We start from the raw sequence: 18,920 nt of genomic DNA, 5'->3' as shown, positions 1-18,920 counted from the left end.
TAAAAGAACAAGAATTTTATGTTAATTAGAAAAATAAAAATAGGAGTTGTTTTTTGTTTTGCGCTAGGAGTTTTAGTCGGGGTTTCTTGTTCTTCTTCAAAAACTACTAACGAAAAAGCACAAACAGAAAAAGAACCGGTAGACTATATAGATCCCATCATCGGAGCCATCACCTATGGGGCAAAATCTAAAGATGCTCATGGTTTTGGTAAAACTTTTCCAGGAGCCGCAACCCCTTTCGGTTTGGTTCAATTAAGTCCAGATACGGTTTCTGATGGGGATAATGGCTCTGGATATTCCTATGCACATTCAACCATTGAAGGTTTTAGTTTTACGCATATGAGTGGCGTGGGTTGGTTTGGTGATTTAGGAAACTTTTTGGTAACGCCGACCACAGGGGAATTACAAACAAATAGAGGCGTTCAAGAAAATCCGGAAGGTGGTTATCGCTCTCGTTTTTCTCATGATACCGAAGTAACCAAAGCGGGTTATTATGCCGTGACTTTAGATGATTATAAAGTAAAAGCAGAATTGACTGCGGCACCAAGAGCAGGTATTATTCGGTTTACGTATCCTGAAAATGATAGTTCTCGAATTCAAATAGATTTATCGCGCAGAGTTGGAGGAACTTCCACAGAGCAATATATAAAAGTAGTAAACGAAAACACCATTGAAGGCTGGATGAAATGTCCGCCAGAAGGTGGCGGTTGGGGAGCTGGCCAAGGAAATGCCGATTATGTAGTGTATTTCTATTGCCAATTTAGCAAGCCCTTAAAAGACTACGGCATTTGGAGTGCCGATATTCCAGAGGTGCCAAGAAAAATGCGTTTTATAAGACAAGATAATTACCAAGATGCTGTAAAAAATGCTGAAAGATTTGAAGGTAAAAACGAAATGCAAGGCAAGCATTTAGGTTTTTATACTAATTTCAGTACTAAAGAAGGGGAAGAGGTGTTGGTGAAAAGTGGCATTTCTTTCGTGAGTATTGAAGGTGCTAAAGAAAATTTAGAACACGACATCAATCATTGGGATTTTGATAAAACCCATAAAGAAGCCCGCGATAGTTGGAGGGAAGCTATTAAAAGCATAAAAGTTTCAGGTGCCACCGATGTAGAAAAAACCATTTTTTACACAGCCATGTATCATACCATGATAGATCCTCGGGCGTTTTCCGATGTGAATGGAAATTATATGGGAGCCGATAAAAAAGTGCATCAAACCAAAGACTTTACCTACCGAACTATTTTTAGTGGTTGGGATGTGTTTCGTTCGCAATTTCCATTGCAAACCATCATAAATCCTTCCTTGGTTAATGATGAGATTAACTCCTTATTGCAAATGGCAGAATTAAGTGGAAGAGAGTATTTACCGCGTTGGGAAATGCTTAATTCGTATTCTGGAGTTATGTTGGGCAATCCTGCCGTTTCGGTGATTAATGATGCTTATCAAAAAGGCATTCGAAATTATGATATTGAAAAAGCATTCACATACTCTAAAAACACCGTAAATAACACCGGTAATGGCGAATTAGGTTATTCCCATAAACACATCTCAAAAACCTTGGAGTATGCGTATTCCGATTGGGCATTGGCAACCTTTTCAAAATCTTTAGGAAAGAATGAAATTGCCGAAGATTATTTCAAAAGAAGTAAAAATTATAAGAATATTTGGAATGATGAAGTCAACTGGTTTCGCGCCAAAGACAGCTCAGGAATCTGGTTACCATGGGAAGGAAAAGAAAAGCATGGTCAGGGATGCATTGAAAGTAACCCCTACCAACAAGGTTGGTTTGTACCGCACGATATCGACGGTTTAAAAGCATTGATGGGTGGTGAAGAAGCGTTTAAAAATGAACTGATTTCTTTTTTTGAAAACACACCCGAAGATTTCCTTTGGAACAATTATTACAACCACGCTAACGAACCCGTGCATCATGTGCCATTTTTGTTTAACGAAGTTGGTGTGCCGCATTTAGCTCAAAAGTACACTCGTAAAATTTGTGATAAAGCTTACGGCATCGGTCCTTACGGATTATGCGGCAATGAAGATGTTGGGCAACTGTCTGCTTGGTATGTTCTGGCATCCATCGGAATCCATCCCATAAATCCCGGGGACAATAAGTATCAAATAACAAGTCCGGTTTTTAATGATATTGAAATAAAATTGGATGCGAAGTATCACAGCGGCAAAATCTTTAAAATTAGCGCCAATAATAATTCAAAAGAAAATATTTTTATCCAATCCATGACCTTAAACGGAAAGCCATTAAATCGATATTGGATTACCCATCAAGAAATTACACAAGGGGGTGTTTTAGAAATGGAAATGGGACCAGAACCAGTTATTAATTAAGAAAATAAAAAACAAATCAATATGAAGAAGATAGCTATTATTTGCCTATTAGGATTACTTACATTTAACAGTAATGCGCAAAAACATTATGATTTCCCAATGCCTGATTACACGCCAACTCAAGGAAATTTAGATGCTCGTAAAGAATTTCAAGATATGAAATTTGGTATGTTTATCCATTGGGGTATTTACAGTGTTTTGGCCGACGGTGAATGGGTCATGTTTCAAAAGAAAATAAAAGCAGATAATTACGAACGTTTAGCAGATTTTTTCAATCCTCAAGAATTTAATGCAGAAGAGTGGGTTAAAATTGCAAAATCTGCAGGTATGAAATACATCACCATTACCACACGTCACCACGACAGTTTTAGTATGTTTGATACTGATGCGAGTGATTTTAATATTGTGGATGCGACACCTTACGGAAAAGATCCTTTAAAAGAATTAGCCGCAGCATGTAAAAAAGAAGGTATTAAATTAAATTTCTACTATTCTTTATTGGATTGGAAACGTGATGACTATAAAGACGGTAAAAAAGGAGATGCCGAAGCTTGGGATAACTATGTAGATTTTATGAAAGCGCAACTTACCGAATTGCTTACTAATTATGGTGAAATTGGCATGATTTGGTTTGATGGCCATTGGGATCAAAAAGAAGCAAACTGGCAATACGATGAAATTTACTCGTTGATTCATAATTTAAGCCCGAGTACTTTAATAGCAAACAATCACCACATTCAACCTATTGCAGGAGAGGATATTCAAACCTTCGAACGTGATTTACCAGGGGAAAACCATGGCGGTTATAGTGACGGTGTTCATGTAAGTCAACTTCCTTTGGAGTCTTGCTCTACCTTGGGAAGTAAATGGGGTTATAGTATTTATGACGAGAAGTTCAAATCTACCAAACAACTCATTCATTTTTTAGTGAATGCAGCTGGAAAAAATGGCAATTTATTATTGAATGTAGGCCCCATGCCAAACGGTAAAATTCAACCAGAATTTGTTGACACTTTAAAAGAAATGGGCGAATGGACCACTAAATATGGCGAAAGTATTTACGGCACCAGAGGCGATGTTATAGCGACACAAGATTGGGGAACCATTACCAAAAAAGATAAAACCTTATATGTACATATATTAAATGGAACTTCAGAACCTTATATTTTTATTCCAGAATTGAAAGAAAAAATAAGTTCTGCAACGTCGTTTGATGGCAAAACGAAAATCAAATTCAAGCAATTGAACGAAGGCACTTTTATTTATGTTGACACCAACAATATCAATGACATAGACGAAATTATAAAGTTAAATATTAAATAATCTGTCGTTAAAAAGAGGAATTATATTTAAACCATAACTTAAAATCATATTCATCGAATAAATGAAAAAAATACTGCCACTTTTTTTTGCCTTACTATTTACTTTAAGTTGTTTTAGTCAGATTAGTTTTATTGAAGGCTATTTTATTGATAATGCTGATAATAAAACGGATTGTTTTATAAAAAATGATGATTATTCCGATATCACAAAAAATTTAAGTTATAAATTATCTGAAGCGTCCAAAACACAGACAACCAAATTAAATACTATTAAAGAGATTGTTATTTTCAATACTAATAAATTTATAAAGCGAAAGGTTGATATTGGAAAACCGAATGAACTCAATTCAAATGATGCGGATTACACTTTTAACAATGAAGAACTTTTTTTAAAAGTCTTGGTAGAAGGAGAAGCAAGTTTATATTCTTACTACGAAAAAGGTACAGAAACTTTCTTTTTTAGCCTGAATAATTTAGAAATTAAACAATTAGTTTATAAAACTTGGTTATCAGAAAATAATGTAAAAAGAGAAAATTTCGGTTACAAAAAGCAATTATTTGAGAATTTAATTTGCAAGATTATAAACTTTGATACTGTAAATAATCTAAAATATGAAAGGAAAGATTTGATTGACTTCTTCGTAAAATTTAATGACTGTAAAAATTCAAACACGACCATTTATAATAGCAAAACAAAAATTTTTAATGTCAGTTTGAGACCAAGACTAGATTTTGCTTCAATGGTTCTTGATGAACGCGGAGGTAGAATAAACCCAAGGTCACATGATTTCGGAAATAAAACTTTATTTGGTTTTGGTGTTGAGTTTGAGGTCATTTTTCCTTTTCTAAATAACAAATGGTCCGCTTCTGTTGAGCCTACTTATGTGGGTGAATTCAGTTCCAAAATAATATTTGATAATGGAGTAAATATTGGAGAAAGTGTTGCCTTAAATTACAAATCCTTCAATATACCGTTAACTTTAAGACATTATTCATATATCAATTCAAACTCAAAAATTTTTGTAAACGCGTCTGTAGTTTTTGATTTTCCTATAAAATCAAATTCTATAGTTTATATGATAAATGATAATATTATAGAAAGACTTAATCCAGAAGGAAGCGTAAATTTTGCATTTGGTGGTGGCTATAAATTTAGAAATAAGTATAGTATTGAAGCACGGTATTACACAAACAGAAATATTATAAACCAATCGATTGATTACTCAACCACGTACACAATGTTTTCAATGATTCTAGGATATACATTATTTTAAAGCTTGCTATTCAAACCCAGAATTAATTACAAATGCTAATTCTATGAACGATGTAGACGAAATCATTAAGCTAAACATTCGATTAAAATGAAATCATTATGAAAAAATATTCAATTTATTTACTTCTGTTACTGGTTATTGCCTCATGCGCTCAGCCAAAACCTTCTTTCAAACAAGAAGATATTTCACTGCTTCCAAAACCACTGAGTTTTCAATTAAATGAAAGTTCGTTTCAAATTAAATCCAATACAAAAATCGTTCTTCAAAGTGAAAACCAACAAAAGGCTGTTAATTATTTGGTGGGTTTATTTAACAAGGCCGCTGGTTTCAATTTAGAGGTGACAAATTCCAAAGTAGAGGAATCTATTGTTTTTCAGACTATGGAAGGCTTAAAGGAAGGTGCTTATCAATTAGAAGTAAATCCAACTGAAATAATAGTAAAAGCGTCGGAAGAAACAGGTTTTTTCAATGCCGTTCAAACCATACGTCAATTGTTACCGGTGGAAATTGAAAGCAAAGAAAAAGTAGCGGCAGATTGGTTTGTACCGAGCGTTTCAATAAAAGACGAACCCCGTTTTGAATGGCGTGGGATGCATATGGATTTTAGTCGTCATTTTTTTGACATCAACGAAGTGAAATCCTTTTTGGATTACATGGCATTGTACAAGTTAAATACCTACCACATGCACTTAACTGATGATCAAGGTTGGCGTATTGAAATAAAAAAATATCCTTTATTAACTGAAAAAGGTGCTTGGAGAACCCCAAATAATCAAGATACCATTTGCATGGAACGAGCCGTGGAAAACAAGTTGTTTACCATAGACGAAGCTAAATTTAAAGAAATTGATGGTGAGCGTAAATATGGCGGATTTTTCACCCAAGAACAAATAAAAGAAATTGTAGCTTATGCAGATGAACGTTGTATTACGGTAATTCCTGAAATTGATATGCCAGGTCACTTCAAATCGGCTATTGATAATTACCCATTTTTATCTTGCAATGAAGAATCTGGTTGGGACACTGTTTTTACCTTTCCAACTTGTTTAGGAAAGGAAACAACTTATGAATTCATGAAAAATGTACTGAGTGAAGTTGTTGAATTGTTTCCTGCAGAATACATGCATATTGGAGGTGATGAAGTCAACATCAAATCTTGGGAAAAATGCCCACATTGTCAAAAAACTATCACTGAAAATGGGTTGAAAAATGAACATGAATTACAATCTTTTTTCAATAGAGACATCGAGCAATTTTTAAAATCTAAAGGCAAGAAATTTTTGGGATGGGATGAAATTGTAGAAGGCGGTTTAACAAAAGATGCTACCGTAATGTGGTGGAGAGGTTGGCGACCAGAAGCACCCAAAAAAGCAGCAGAAAGCGGTAATGATGTAATTATAACCACAACAGACGTCTATTATTTTGATTATTTAAATGAAGGAACTCCTTTAGAAAGAATATACAATTATGAGCCAATCCCTGAAAGTTTCTCAGCAGAAGAAGCTAATAATGTTTTAGGGGTTCAAGCCAATCTTTGGGCGGAAACCATTCCTAGTTTTACAAGATTACAATACCAAGCATTCCCCAGAATGTTGGCGTTAGCTGAAAATGCTTGGGCATCAAAGGACAATAAAGATTTTGAAGGATTCAATTCAAGAGTAGAAAAACAGTATGACCGATTGGATGTGTTGGATGTACATTATTACATTCCTGCTGTTGAGGGACTTGAAAAAGATATCGCCATTGTTGATAAAACTGAGGTGCCTTTAGAATTAGCTTACTCGCTTGATGGTGTCGATATTTATTATTCTTTGGACGGCAGTATTCCAACAAAAGAAGCCATAAAATATGAAGCGCCTTTTGTGGTAAAAGATACCATTACTATTAAAGCACGTTCTTATCGTGGTGAGAAATTCAACGATTTAAAATTGGCAAAAGTTATTCGTAAAAGTTATATAGAAGCAGTAAATGCAAATCCGAATGAATCCGGACTAAAAAGATGGATTACTAAAGGAAAATTCAAAAAAGTAGAAGACATAAAAACGCCTATAGATGTCAATTTCACAAAAGTAGATAGTATTTCTTTGGGTGATTTTAAAGATGAAAAAGATTTTTCTATCATCTATCAAGGGTATTTCAAAGCAGAAAAAGATGGGGTTTATGAATTTGAAACGCGTTCTGACGGTGGTAATTTATTGTTTATTGGTGAAGAAGTGATTGTAGATAACGGAGGTTATCACGGACCAAGAAAACGCTATGGAAAAGTAGCCTTAAAAAAAGGTTGGCATCCCATAACCATACATTACAAACCAAGTGAAAATCCAAAAATGATTGATGTGTGGTACGCCTTTCAAGGCGAAGAATTAACACCAATCAGCAGCTCTGTAACCGGTTTTTAATATTGATGTAGAAAATGAAGAAGCTAATCTGTTTACCAATGTTTTCAATTTTGTTGTTTTTATCTTGCAAAAGCGAAAAGCAAAAGGAGGAAATATCTGCAGAAAAACTAACCAGTTATGTAAACACCTTTACAGGAACCGATGGTCCAGGAAACACCTATCCAGGTGCTGTTCTGCCTTTTGGAATGGCGCAATTAAGTCCAGATAACGGTTTGCCTGGTTGGGATAGAATAGCGGGTTATTTTTATCCAGATTCCACCATTGCAGGTTTTAGTCACACACATCTTTCCGGAACAGGAGCTGGTGATATGTATGATTTATTAGTCATGCCAATGAATAGCAGGTTCACTGAAAGTTTAACGCCAGATGGTGCTTACAGACCGTATTCTAAATTTTCACATGAAAAAGAAAAAGCAAGTCCGGGCTATTATTCGGTAGATTTATTAAGTTCAGGAATCAAAGCCGAATTAACTACAACCGCACGTGTCGGCTTTCATCAATACACATTTCCTGCAGATGAAAAAAGTCAAATCATTCTCGATTTGGGCTATAGTTTAAATTGGGATAAACCCATGGAAACTAAAATAACTATTGAAGATAATCAAACCATTTCAGGCTACAGAAAATCGAAAGGTTGGGCAGCAGACCAACGGGTGTATTTTGTTATGAAATTTTCAAAGCCATTAGATTCGGCACAACTTTTTGAAAATTCAGAAGAAATTAAAGAAACCATTGTAGAAGGGAAGTTTACTAAAATTGTTGCTAACTATAAAACTGTTGATAACGAAAAAATACAAGTAAAAGTAGCTTTATCATCAGCAAGTATATCTGGTGCTAGAAAAAGTTTAGAAGCTGAAATTCCACATTGGAATTTCAATCAAACCGTTGAAGAAGCAGACCAAGTTTGGGAGCAGTATCTTTCAAAAATAAAAATAAAAGGAACGAAAGAACAAAAGGAACTGTTCTACACCAATTTGTACCATGTATTTCTAACACCGTCCTTACACAGCGATATAGATGGTGCTTACAAAGGTGCCGATGGAAATAACCACATCGCTCAAGGTTATAATAAATACGACACCTTTTCACTTTGGGATACTTTTAGAGCGACACATCCTTTGTATACATTAATTGCTCCTAATGAAACGGTAGACATGATTAAATCGTTTTTATCACACTATGATGAAACTGGCTTGTTACCCGTTTGGTCTTTAGCAGGCAATGAAACGAATATGATGATTGGTTACCACGCAGTGCCAGTTATTGTGGATGCGTATTTTAAAGGGATTCCTTTAGATGCTAAAAAAGCCTTGAAAGCCTGTGTTGCATCAGCCACAGAAAAAGGAAGACAAATTGATACATATATGAAATTAGGCTATGTGCCAACTTCGGAAGAAGGAGAAAGTTGGTCAGTCTCAAAAACTTTGGAATACGCCTATAACGATTGGTGTATTGCGCAATTGGCAAAAGCTTTAGGCGAAACATCTATTGAACAAACATTTTCGAAAAGAGCTAATAATTGGAAAAATTTATATGATTCTAAATCGACGTTTTTCCGACCTAAAAGTAAAGAAGGTATATTCGAAACACCTTTTTCAGCGAAAGCGTATACCAAAGAATTTTGCGAAAGTAACGCTTGGCAATATTTCTGGTTTGTCCCTCATGATATGAATGGCTTAATAAATACATTAGGCAAAGAACAGTTTACAGCAAAGCTAGATTCCATGTTTACTTATTACCCAACTAAAGGCGATAAGTTACCCATTTTTAGCACAGGTATGATTGGTCAATACGCTCATGGAAACGAACCTAGTCATCATGTCGCTTATTTGTATAACAACATCGGGCAACCTTGGAAAACCCAAGAGATGGTTCGCAGAATTATTAAAAGTCAATACAGCACCGAACCAAATGGCTATTGTGGTAATGAAGATTGCGGACAAATGTCTGCATGGTTAGTTTTTTCATCAATGGGTATGTATCCAATAAATCCTGCCGATGGTGTTTATAGTTTAACGTCTCCTTTTGTTGAAGAAGCGACCATCCAATTGGAAAACGGAAATCAATTTAAAGTAACCACCGAAAATCAATCTGATGATAACAAGTATATACAATCAATGACTTTAAATGGAAAGTCATATAATAAATTAACAATAAGCCATAAAGAAATTTTAAAAGGTGGCGAACTCCATTTTGTGTTAGGCAATAAACCAAATAAACATATACAGATTAACGCTTAGTTATTTTGCTATTAATTATTTTTAAATAACTATTCGCTGAATAAAAAATATTAATTATATTTACAAACCAGAACAGAACAGAACGGTTTGATGACTTTTGATATTAATATTAATAGTGAGGTGCCTAGGTATCAACAATTAGTGAACGCAGTTAATGACGCATTGGCTAATAATACCTTATCTAATGGCGATGCACTGCCTTCTGTTAATGCTATTTGCAACGATTATAAACTGTCTCGCGATACCGTTTTTAAGGCTTATACCATTTTAAAAGAAAACGGGGTGGTAGAGTCAGTTCCTAATAAGGGCTATTACGTAGCAAACGACACTAAAAAAGTATTACTGGTTCTAGATACATTTAAAGCATACAAAGAAGTTTTATACCACGCCTTCGTAAATAATTTGCCAAAAAAAGTAATTGTAGATGTACAATTTCATCATTATAACATCAATAACTTCAAAACTATTTTAAACAATAGTAAAGGTAAATACTTTAAATATGTTGTTATGACGTTCGATCATAAGGAAGTGCCAAGTGTATTACAAGATTTTGATAATGAAAAATTACTGCTTATAGATTGGAACGCACATTCAAAACCATCAAACAACTATGTGTTTCAAGATTTTGGAGCCTCTTTTTTTGAGGCCATTAAGGAGGCTGTTATTCCCTTTAAAAAATATAAAAAATTGGTTTTTGTTTATCCAACGTTTACCAAGCATCCATCCGAATCGGTTAGTTTTTTTAAGCAGTTTTGTGAAACCTACAATTTTAAATATAAAATAATTACAGAGACATCCGATTTTAAAGTAATAAAAGGAGAAGCCTACATAAGTGTAAGCGATAGGGTTTTAGGTGCTTTTTTAGAACAATGTAGATTAGAGTCATTTGAACCTGGGGTAGATGTAGGGTTTTTGTCATACAATGAAACACCTATGAAAAAATTTATTTATAAAGGGATTTCGGTAGTTTCAACCGATTTCAAAGCATTGGGAGCTAAAGCAGCAGAATTCATAAACCAAGAAGCTCCAATACAAATATATATACCAACTAAATTAATATTAAGAGAATCATTATAAATTATTATGTACTATTTAGGATTAGACATTGGGAGTTCATCTATTAAAGCGGCTTTGGTTGAAATTGCTTCAGGCAAAAGCGTAGGTGTTGTACAAGAACCTGAAAAAGAAATGGGCATGTTTGCTCAAAAAAATGGATGGGCAGAACAAAAACCAGACGAATGGTGGCAACACGTTTGTAACGCCATACAAAGGTTAAAAAAACAGCACAATATATCTCGAACCCAAATAAAGGGCATTGGTATTTCGTACCAAATGCACGGATTGGTTGTGGTAGATAAAGCAGGAAAACCACTCAGAAAAAGTATCATTTGGTGCGATAGTAGAGCCGTTGAAACAGGAAACAAAGCCTTTGCAGAAATTGGTGAAGATACCTGCGCATCACATTTATTAAATTCACCTTCCAATTTTACTGCTTCAAAGTTAAAATGGGTGAAGGAAAATGAACCAGACATCTATAAAAACATTTATAAATTCATGCTTCCTGGTGATTATATTGCCTATAAGTTTTCAAACAATATTAACACCACTATTTCTGGATTATCAGAAGGCATTTTTTGGGATTTCAAGAAGGATGAGGTAGCCGATTTTCTTTTAGAACATTACGGCATCGACAAAGCATTGGTACCCGATATTGTAGATACATTTGGCGAGCAATCTCTAGTAGACGCCACAGGAGAAGCAGAAAGTGGTATCGCAGCAGGAACGCCTATTTATTATCGTGCGGGCGACCAACCAAATAATGCACTATCATTAAACGTATTCAACCCAGGCGAAGTCGCTGCAACAGGTGGTACATCGGGTGTGTTTTATGCGGTAACCGATAGTTTATCGGTAAAAGAAAGTGCGCGCGTAAACAACTTTGCACACGTAAATTACAGCAAAGGCGCCGAGGCTAGAATAGGTAAGTTACTGTGCATTAACGGAGCAGGTATTCAATACCGTTGGTTATTAAATAACTTAGCGGTTGGTTCTTACGAAGAGATGAACAATTTAGCATCCGAAATTCCAGTTGGTTCCGATGGTGTATGCGTAATCCCCTTCGGAAATGGCGCAGAACGTATGCTAAACAACAAAGAAATAGGAACTAGAATTGTAAATATAAACCTAAACAATCACCACAAAGGGCATATGTGTCGTGCGGCTTTAGAAGGCATTGCGTTTTCATTCGTTTATGGTATGGAAATTCTAAAATCCGATGGCATCAAACCAACTGTTATTCGCGCAGGAAACGACAATTTGTTCCGTTCAGAAATTTTTGCAAACACTGTTGCAACGTTAATTGAGCAAGAAATTGAAATTTACAACACAACAGGGGCCATAGGTGCAGCACGTGCGGCTAATTTGCATAAAGGCGATTTCGAAAATTTTGGTAAAGCCATCATCGACAACGACCACGTTATGACCTTCATGCCTTTTAAAGACAAAACAGCATATCAAAAAGCATATGAAAACTGGAAAACAGAATTAGAAATCATATTAAACACAAAAAAATAATCAATAATCAATAAAAAATAGATAATAATCATTTGGGCGTTACCACAAGGGTCGGGCTTTTCGCTAAATCTTTTTAAACGTCATTGCGAGGAGCGAGCGACGTGGCAATCTGTAAATTTCAAACTTACATAAAGTTCATAGAATATCAGTTTAAAAAGGATATCGCTACAATCCCTAACGCAACCCGTAACACCAAATCAACAATTCAACAAATCCAAAGTTCAACAATTAAACAGTTAAACAAATAAACACAAAACAATGGCATTAGTAGGAAACAAAGAATACTACAAAGGTATTAACGACATCAAATTTGAAGGAAAAGAATCTAACAACCCGTTAGCATTCAAATACTACAACCCAGATCAAGTGGTTGCTGGTAAAACCATGCGCGAGCATTTTAAATTTTCAGTAGCATACTGGCATACGTTCTGCGGACAAGGTTCAGATCCATTCGGTCCTGGAACACAAAATTTCGCTTGGGATCAATCATCCGATGCGGTTCAAGCTGCAAAAGACAAAGCCGATGCCGCTTTCGAATTTATTACAAAAATGGGATTCGGTTACTACTGTTTCCACGATTACGATTTAATTCGTGAAGGCTCAACATTTGCAGAATCTGAAAGCAGATTAGCAACCATCACCGATTATTTAAAACAAAAACAAGCCGATTCGGGTGTAAAATTACTTTGGGGAACAGCCAACTGTTTTTCAAACCCACGTTACATGAATGGTGCTTCAACCAATCCAGATTTTAATGTGGTTGCACGTGCTGGCGGACAAATAAAATTAGCTTTAGATGCTACCATCGCATTAAAAGGAGAAAACTATGTATTCTGGGGTGGTCGTGAAGGTTACATGACACTTTTAAACACCGATATGGGTCGTGAGTTAGACCATATGGGGCAATTTTTAACCATGTGTAGAGATTACGCTCGTGCGCAAGGATTTAAAGGTAACTTCTTTATCGAGCCAAAACCAATGGAACCATCAAAACACCAATACGATTTTGATACAGCAACAGCTATCGGTTTCTTGAAAAATTATGGTTTAGATAAAGATTTCAAAATCAACATTGAAGTTAATCACGCTACTTTAGCGCAACACACCTTCCAACACGAAATCGAAACGGCTGCAAAAGCAGGTATGTTGGGAAGTTTAGATGCTAACCGTGGCGATTACCAAAATGGTTGGGATACAGATCAGTTTCCAAATAACATTCAAGAAACGACTGAAGCGATGTTAGTGTTCCTAAAAGCAGGTGGTTTACAAGGTGGTGGTGTTAATTTTGATGCTAAAATCAGAAGAAACTCAACCGATTTAGAAGATGTATTCCACGCACATATTGGTGGCGCCGACACCTTCGCAAGAGCTTTATTGATTGCAGATAAAATCATCACATCTTCACCTTACGAAAAATTAAGAAAAGAACGTTACGCTTCATTCGATTCTGGTAAAGGAAAAGATTTTGAAAATGGAAAATTAAACCTACAAGATTTATACAAAATAGCTCAAGAAAATGGCGAATTACCATTAACTAGTGGCAAACAAGAATTGTTCGAAAATATTATTAACCAATATATTTAATCAGTTAGCAATATGGAAACATCAGCAAACACGAGTTATTTATTAAAATTAACCTTAGTTGCAACACTAGGAGGGCTCTTATTTGGATATGACACAGCCGTTATATCTGGAACAGTAAGTTCATTAGAAAGTTTTTTCGTCCTTCCTTTTGGATTAGGGGAAATGGAAGCTAATGCTCGTTTAGGGCTGGTTGTTTCCAGTGCTTTAATTGGGTGTATTATTGGAGGTATATCAGGTGGGATTATCAGTAAAAAACTAGGCCGTAAAAACGGTTTAATTTTAGCAGCAGTGCTATTTTTATTATCCGCTATAGGCTCTGCAATGCCAGAAATGTTATTAAAACCAATTGGTGAAGCAGATCATACATTTATTTACATTTTTATTGTTTATAGAATTATCGGTGGTATTGGGGTAGGTTTAGCTTCTATGCTTTCGCCTTTATATATTGCCGAAATTGCGCCGGCAAAAATTAGAGGTAAACTGGTGTCGTTAAATCAGTTTGCTATAATATTTGGTATGTTGGTGGTTTATTTCGTTAACTACTACATTGCAAGGCAGGGTGATGATACTTGGTTAAATACCGTTGGATGGAGATGGATGTTTGCTTCAGAAGTAATACCAGCATCACTATTTTTATTTATGTTAATTTTTGTACCCGATACCCCAAGATCTTTGGTATTGAAGTCGCAACCTGAAAAAGCGTTAGATATTTTAACAAAAGTGAATGGTCTTGATGAAGCTAAAAAAATATTGGCAGACATTCAAAACACGGTAACAAGCCATTCCGGAAAATTATTTTCTTATGGTGTACCCGTTATAGTAATTGGTATTTTGTTGTCTGTATTTCAGCAATTTGTAGGTATTAATGTGGTGTTATATTATGCCCCTGAAATTTTTAAAAGTATGGGTTCAGGCACCGATGTAGCCTTATTGCAAACCATAATTGTTGGTGCAGTTAACTTGCTTTTTACGGTATTAGCTATAATGACCGTAGACAAGTACGGTAGAAAACCTTTAATGATTATTGGTGCTCTAGGTATGGCAATCTCTATGTTTGCTTTAGGAACCACCTTCTTTATGGAATCGGTTGGTTTTGGAGCTTTGATTTTTATGTTGTTGTATGTGGCGAGTTTTGCCATGAGTTGGGGACCTGTTTGTTGGGTGTTATTGTCTGAAATTTTCCCAAACAAAATTCGTGGAAGAGCTTTGGCAGTAGCAGTTGCTGCGCAATGGATTTCAAATTATTTAGTATCATGGACTTTCCCAATGATGGATAAAAACTCATACCTTTTAGAAAAATTCAACCATGGGTTTGCATATTGGATTTATGGTATTATGGGCTTACTAGCCATGTGGTTAGTTTGGAAATTTGTACCAGAAACAAAAGGAAAAACCTTAGAGGAATTGGAGGAAATCTGGAAGAAGAAATAAATATTTTTTTCAGAATATAATAATAAAAGGGATTCAATAAAAGAGTCCCTTTTATTATGCTTATAAATTTAAATACTTCAATATTTTAGTGACAGCACCTTTGTTGGTTTCAATATATTTTAAATTATTGTTTCCAGCAAGAAATCGCTTTTGGTCGTTTTGAATTAATTCATTCAAAATAGCATCAAATTCTTTTTGGTTTGAAATTGAAAACATACCACCTTTATCAATCATGTCTTGGGCTTCAGGGAATTTTGAGTGATGAGTCCCAATAATAATAGGCACTCCAAAAACTGCAGGTTCTAAAGTGTTGTGCAGTCCGGTTGTTCCTACGGCGCCACCTACATGGGCAATATGGGCGTAACTATAAATTTTTGAAAGAATACCAATCGTATCAATAATAAAAACTTCAGCTATTTCAAGGTTTTTGTTGTCTTTTTCAGAAAACAATACACTTTCAACTGTTAACTTTTCTTGAATATTTTTTATCTGGTTCGATTTTATATTATGAGGTGCTATAATAAATTTTACACCTTTTGAATCTTCAGAATTAATGAAATTAATGAGTAAAATTTCATCTTCTGGCCACGTGCTGCCTGCAACAACACAGAGTCTATTTTGTTTGAATGTTTCAATAAATTTTAATGTATTGTCTTGTTCTAACTGGCTGGAAACCCTATCGAAACGGGTGTCTCCAGAAACGGTTACATTATTATAATTTATGGATTGCAGTAGTTTTTTTGAATGGTCATTCTGTGTAAAAATATGTTGAAAAGCAAATAAAGCTTCACGTACTTGTTTGCCATAGAATTTAAAAAATGACTGGTTTTCTCTAAAAGCAGCCGAAATTAAAATGGCTCTTAATTGCCTGCGCTTAAGTTCATTTAAAAAATTAGGCCAAATATCATATTTTACAAAAACAGTAAGTTCTGGGTTTAATAAATCTAAAAATCTATTTGCATTTTTTTTGGTATCCAAAGGAAGATAAACTACCACATTTGCTATGGGTGAATTTTTCCGTATGTCGTATCCAGAAGGCGAAAAGAAACTTAATATAATTTTATGTTCTTTATAACGGTTTCTTAATGCTTTAAAAACAGGTAGCCCTTGTTCATATTCACCCAAAGAGGCACAATGAAACCAAAGTGTTTTATCGGAAGGTTTTAGGTTTTTTTGTAAAGTTGAATATGTCTTTTGGCGGCCAACGACCCCTTTTTTTATTTTTTCATTAAATAAAGAGGTGGTTTTTAAACCAAAACCAGCAAGTGCAATTCCTATGTTGTAAATAAAACCCAAGACTTTTTTTATTTGCAGCTAAAATACATTTCTTTAAAATAAATTCATTGGTTACCGTGTACAAATTTTGTAATTTCGTAACTTATAAAATCTTAATACATACTTCGTATTAGTTACAATTTTAGATGAAGAAAATTCAAATGGTCGACCTTAAAGGTCAATACGACAACATTAAAGAGGTAGTTAACACATCTATCCAAGAAGTTTTAGAAACAACATCTTATATAAATGGGCCTAAAGTGCATCAATTTCAAAAGAATTTGGAGCAATATTTAGGGGTAAAACACGTCATTCCATGTGCTAATGGTACCGATGCGTTACAAATTGCCATGATGGGTTTAGGTTTAAAACCTGGTGATGAAGTTATTACTGCCGATTTCACATTTGCTGCCACCGTTGAGGTTATCGCGCTTTTACAATTAACACCTGTACTTGTAGATGTTAATGAAGATGATTTCAACATAAATATTGAAGCCATAAAAAAAGCTATAACGCCGAAAACCAAGGCGATAGTACCTGTACATTTATTTGGACAGTGTGCTAATATGGAAGCTATTTTGGAAATTGCTGAAGCACACAATTTATTCGTAATTGAAGATAATGCCCAAGCTATTGGAGCAACTTACACGTTTAAAGAGGGTAATAAAGCGAAAGCAGGCACTATAGGTCATGTGGCTTCAACATCGTTTTTCCCATCCAAAAACTTAGGATGCTATGGAGACGGTGGTGCTATTTTTACAAATGATGATGCTTTAGCACATACCATTAGAGGTATTGTGAATCATGGTATGTACGAACGATATCATCATGACGTTGTTGGTGTCAATTCGCGTTTAGATAGTATTCAAGCAGCTGTTTTAGATGCAAAATTACCTCATTTAAATACTTATAATAAAGCTAGACAAGCAGCAGCAATAAAATATAATAAAGCTTTTGAAGGTATCGATAAAATCATCATGCCTAAATTATCAAACGGTTGTAAAACTATTTGCGATACTTGCGATTGCCATGTATTTCATCAATATACGTTGCGCGTATTAGGGGTTGACAGAGATGCATTGGTAAAGCATTTAAATGAAAAAGCAATTCCTTGTGGCGTATATTACCCAATTCCGCTTCATTTACAAAAAGCTTATTTAGATTCTCGATATAATGAAGCAGATTTTACGGTTACTAATCAATTGGTGAAAGATGTTATTTCATTACCGATGCACACCGAATTGGACGATGAACAAATTGAATTTATTACATCAACAATTATAAACTTTATAAATGGATAAAATATTAGTTACAGGTGGTTTGGGCTTTATTGGCTCGCACACCGTTGTAGAATTGCAGAAAGAAGGTTATGAAGTTGTTATTATTGACAATTTATCGAATTCATCAATAAGCGTATTAGATGGTATTACCGCTATAAGTGGAAAGAAACCAATTTTCGAAAAACTTGATTTAAAAGATAGACCAGATGTTGAAGCTTTTTTTGCTAAACATAAGGACATAAAAGGCGTAATTCATTTTGCAGCTAGTAAAGCCGTTGGTGAAAGTGTGAAAGAACCATTGTTGTACTATGAAAACAACATTAATACCTTGGTTTATATCCTTAAGGAATTAAAAAAACTACCAGAAGCTAGTTTTATTTTTAGTTCGTCTTGTACTGTTTACGGACAAGCAGATGAAATGCCAATTACTGAAAATGCACCTGTTAAAGCAGCAGAATCTCCTTACGGAAATACCAAACAAATTGGCGAAGAAATTATTAGAGATACTTGTAAAGTAGTACCAAGTCTCAAGGCGATTGCATTGCGTTATTTTAATCCAGTTGGGGCACACGAGTCGGTTAATATTGGGGAATTACCCATTGGCGTACCTCAAAATTTAGTGCCATTTATTACGCAAACTGCTATTGGAATAAGAGAACAATTGTCTGTTTTTGGTGATGATTACCCTACTGCTGATGGCACCTGTGTTCGTGATTATATTCATGTAGTCGATTTAGCTAACGCACACGTTGTAGCGCTTGAGCGTTTATTGAAAAACAAAAACAAAGCGAATTACGAAACGTTTAATTTGGGAACAGGTACAGGGAGTTCTGTATTAGAAGTTGTAAATTCTTTTGAAAAAGTTTCTGGTAAAAAGTTGAATTATAAAATTGTTGGAAGAAGAGAAGGTGATGTTATTTCAGCGTATGCCGATACTAAAAAAGCAAATGATGAATTAGGTTGGAAATCTCAATTAACTTTAGATGATGCCATGCGTTCAGCATGGCATTGGGAACAAAAAGTAAGAGGAAATAAATAAATCTTCTTTGAAAATATATATATAAAGAGGCTGTCTGAAAAGTGTATTGTATTTACTTTGTCAGGTTGAGCTTGTCGAAACTGATATTGATCATCAGTAAGTTAAAATATTTCGACAGGCTCAATATGACACAGAATTACACTTTTCAGA

12 protein-coding genes are annotated in these 18,920 nt (G+C 34.8%); 11 read left to right on the top strand and 1 reads right to left on the bottom strand.

The window, feature by feature from the left end; translation table 11 throughout:
• Positions 1 to 18: 18 nt before the first annotated feature.
• The 9 genes from EV196_RS11790 to xylE all read left to right on the top strand — a co-directional run bounded on the left by EV196_RS11790 (position 19) and on the right by xylE (position 15,176).
• Positions 19 to 2,352: a GH92 family glycosyl hydrolase gene (locus EV196_RS11790; RefSeq protein ID WP_132217962.1), complete on the top strand. Its 2,334-nt coding sequence runs from the start codon at positions 19 to 21 to the stop codon at positions 2,350 to 2,352.
• Positions 2,353 to 2,373: 21 nt separating this feature from the next.
• The gene (locus EV196_RS11785) at positions 2,374 to 3,675 is read left to right on the top strand and encodes an alpha-L-fucosidase (RefSeq protein ID WP_165876155.1); all 1,302 of its coding nucleotides are present in this window, start codon (positions 2,374 to 2,376) and stop codon (positions 3,673 to 3,675) included.
• Between the two features lie 61 nt (positions 3,676 to 3,736).
• Positions 3,737 to 4,948 carry a tRNA modification GTPase gene (locus EV196_RS11780; protein ID WP_132217961.1) on the top strand — a complete coding sequence of 404 codons (1,212 nt, stop codon included), beginning with the start codon at positions 3,737 to 3,739 and terminating at the stop codon, positions 4,946 to 4,948.
• Positions 4,949 to 5,046: 98 nt separating this feature from the next.
• Entirely contained in the window at positions 5,047 to 7,347 is a 2,301-nt protein-coding gene (locus EV196_RS11775; RefSeq protein ID WP_132217960.1) for a family 20 glycosylhydrolase, read from the top strand.
• 14 nt (positions 7,348 to 7,361) lie between these two features.
• Complete coding sequence (locus EV196_RS11770) at positions 7,362 to 9,587, top strand: GH92 family glycosyl hydrolase (RefSeq protein ID WP_132217959.1); 2,226 nt, start codon at positions 7,362 to 7,364, stop codon at positions 9,585 to 9,587.
• Between the two features lie 90 nt (positions 9,588 to 9,677).
• The gene (locus tag EV196_RS11765; RefSeq protein ID WP_132217958.1) at positions 9,678 to 10,664 is read left to right on the top strand and encodes a GntR family transcriptional regulator; all 987 of its coding nucleotides are present in this window, start codon (positions 9,678 to 9,680) and stop codon (positions 10,662 to 10,664) included.
• A 6-nt stretch (positions 10,665 to 10,670) separates the two neighbouring features.
• The gene (locus EV196_RS11760; protein WP_132217957.1) at positions 10,671 to 12,161 is read left to right on the top strand and encodes a xylulokinase; all 1,491 of its coding nucleotides are present in this window, start codon (positions 10,671 to 10,673) and stop codon (positions 12,159 to 12,161) included.
• Between the two features lie 258 nt (positions 12,162 to 12,419).
• Complete coding sequence (gene xylA / locus EV196_RS11755) at positions 12,420 to 13,745, top strand: xylose isomerase (protein WP_132217956.1); 1,326 nt, start codon at positions 12,420 to 12,422, stop codon at positions 13,743 to 13,745.
• A gap of 12 nt (positions 13,746 to 13,757) precedes the next feature.
• Positions 13,758 to 15,176, top strand: coding sequence for a D-xylose transporter XylE (xylE, locus tag EV196_RS11750; RefSeq protein WP_132217955.1), 1,419 nt, complete (start codon positions 13,758 to 13,760; stop codon positions 15,174 to 15,176).
• A 60-nt stretch (positions 15,177 to 15,236) separates the two neighbouring features.
• Here xylE and EV196_RS11745 read toward each other — a convergent pair whose 3' ends face one another.
• Complete coding sequence (locus EV196_RS11745) at positions 15,237 to 16,472, bottom strand: 3-deoxy-D-manno-octulosonic acid transferase (RefSeq protein ID WP_132217954.1); 1,236 nt, start codon at positions 16,470 to 16,472, stop codon at positions 15,237 to 15,239.
• A 125-nt stretch (positions 16,473 to 16,597) separates the two neighbouring features.
• Here EV196_RS11745 and EV196_RS11740 point away from each other — a divergent pair, with 125 nt between their 5' ends.
• Together EV196_RS11740 and galE are read left to right on the top strand one after the other, a co-directional pair.
• Positions 16,598 to 17,752, top strand: coding sequence for a DegT/DnrJ/EryC1/StrS family aminotransferase (locus EV196_RS11740; RefSeq protein WP_132217953.1), 1,155 nt, complete (start codon positions 16,598 to 16,600; stop codon positions 17,750 to 17,752).
• Positions 17,745 to 18,770, top strand: coding sequence for a UDP-glucose 4-epimerase GalE (galE, locus tag EV196_RS11735; RefSeq protein WP_132217952.1), 1,026 nt, complete (start codon positions 17,745 to 17,747; stop codon positions 18,768 to 18,770). The genes EV196_RS11740 and galE overlap by 8 nt, the downstream gene beginning before the upstream one ends.
• Positions 18,771 to 18,920 lie beyond the last annotated feature (150 nt).

Origin of the sequence: Mariniflexile fucanivorans, from assembly GCF_004341235.1 — a bacterium.
Taxonomy (GTDB): Bacteria; Bacteroidota; Bacteroidia; order Flavobacteriales; family Flavobacteriaceae; genus Mariniflexile; species Mariniflexile fucanivorans.
Note: the sequence above shows the minus strand (reverse complement) of the source record. Positions and strands in the feature narration are given on the sequence as shown.

Excerpts from the sequence above, each read along its gene's own strand:
- EV196_RS11790 (WP_132217962.1), top strand. The coding sequence starts at position 19 with ATGTTAATTAGAAAAATAAAAATAGGAGTTGTTTTTTGTTTTGCGCTA.
- EV196_RS11785 (WP_165876155.1), top strand. The coding sequence starts at position 2,374 with ATGAAGAAGATAGCTATTATTTGCCTATTAGGATTACTTACATTTAAC.
- EV196_RS11780 (WP_132217961.1), top strand. The coding sequence starts at position 3,737 with ATGAAAAAAATACTGCCACTTTTTTTTGCCTTACTATTTACTTTAAGT.
- EV196_RS11775 (WP_132217960.1), top strand. The coding sequence starts at position 5,047 with ATGAAAAAATATTCAATTTATTTACTTCTGTTACTGGTTATTGCCTCA.
- EV196_RS11770 (WP_132217959.1), top strand. The coding sequence starts at position 7,362 with ATGAAGAAGCTAATCTGTTTACCAATGTTTTCAATTTTGTTGTTTTTA.
- EV196_RS11765 (WP_132217958.1), top strand. The coding sequence starts at position 9,678 with ATGACTTTTGATATTAATATTAATAGTGAGGTGCCTAGGTATCAACAA.
- EV196_RS11760 (WP_132217957.1), top strand. The coding sequence starts at position 10,671 with ATGTACTATTTAGGATTAGACATTGGGAGTTCATCTATTAAAGCGGCT.
- xylA (WP_132217956.1), top strand. The coding sequence starts at position 12,420 with ATGGCATTAGTAGGAAACAAAGAATACTACAAAGGTATTAACGACATC.
- xylE (WP_132217955.1), top strand. The coding sequence starts at position 13,758 with ATGGAAACATCAGCAAACACGAGTTATTTATTAAAATTAACCTTAGTT.
- EV196_RS11740 (WP_132217953.1), top strand. The coding sequence starts at position 16,598 with ATGAAGAAAATTCAAATGGTCGACCTTAAAGGTCAATACGACAACATT.
- galE (WP_132217952.1), top strand. The coding sequence starts at position 17,745 with ATGGATAAAATATTAGTTACAGGTGGTTTGGGCTTTATTGGCTCGCAC.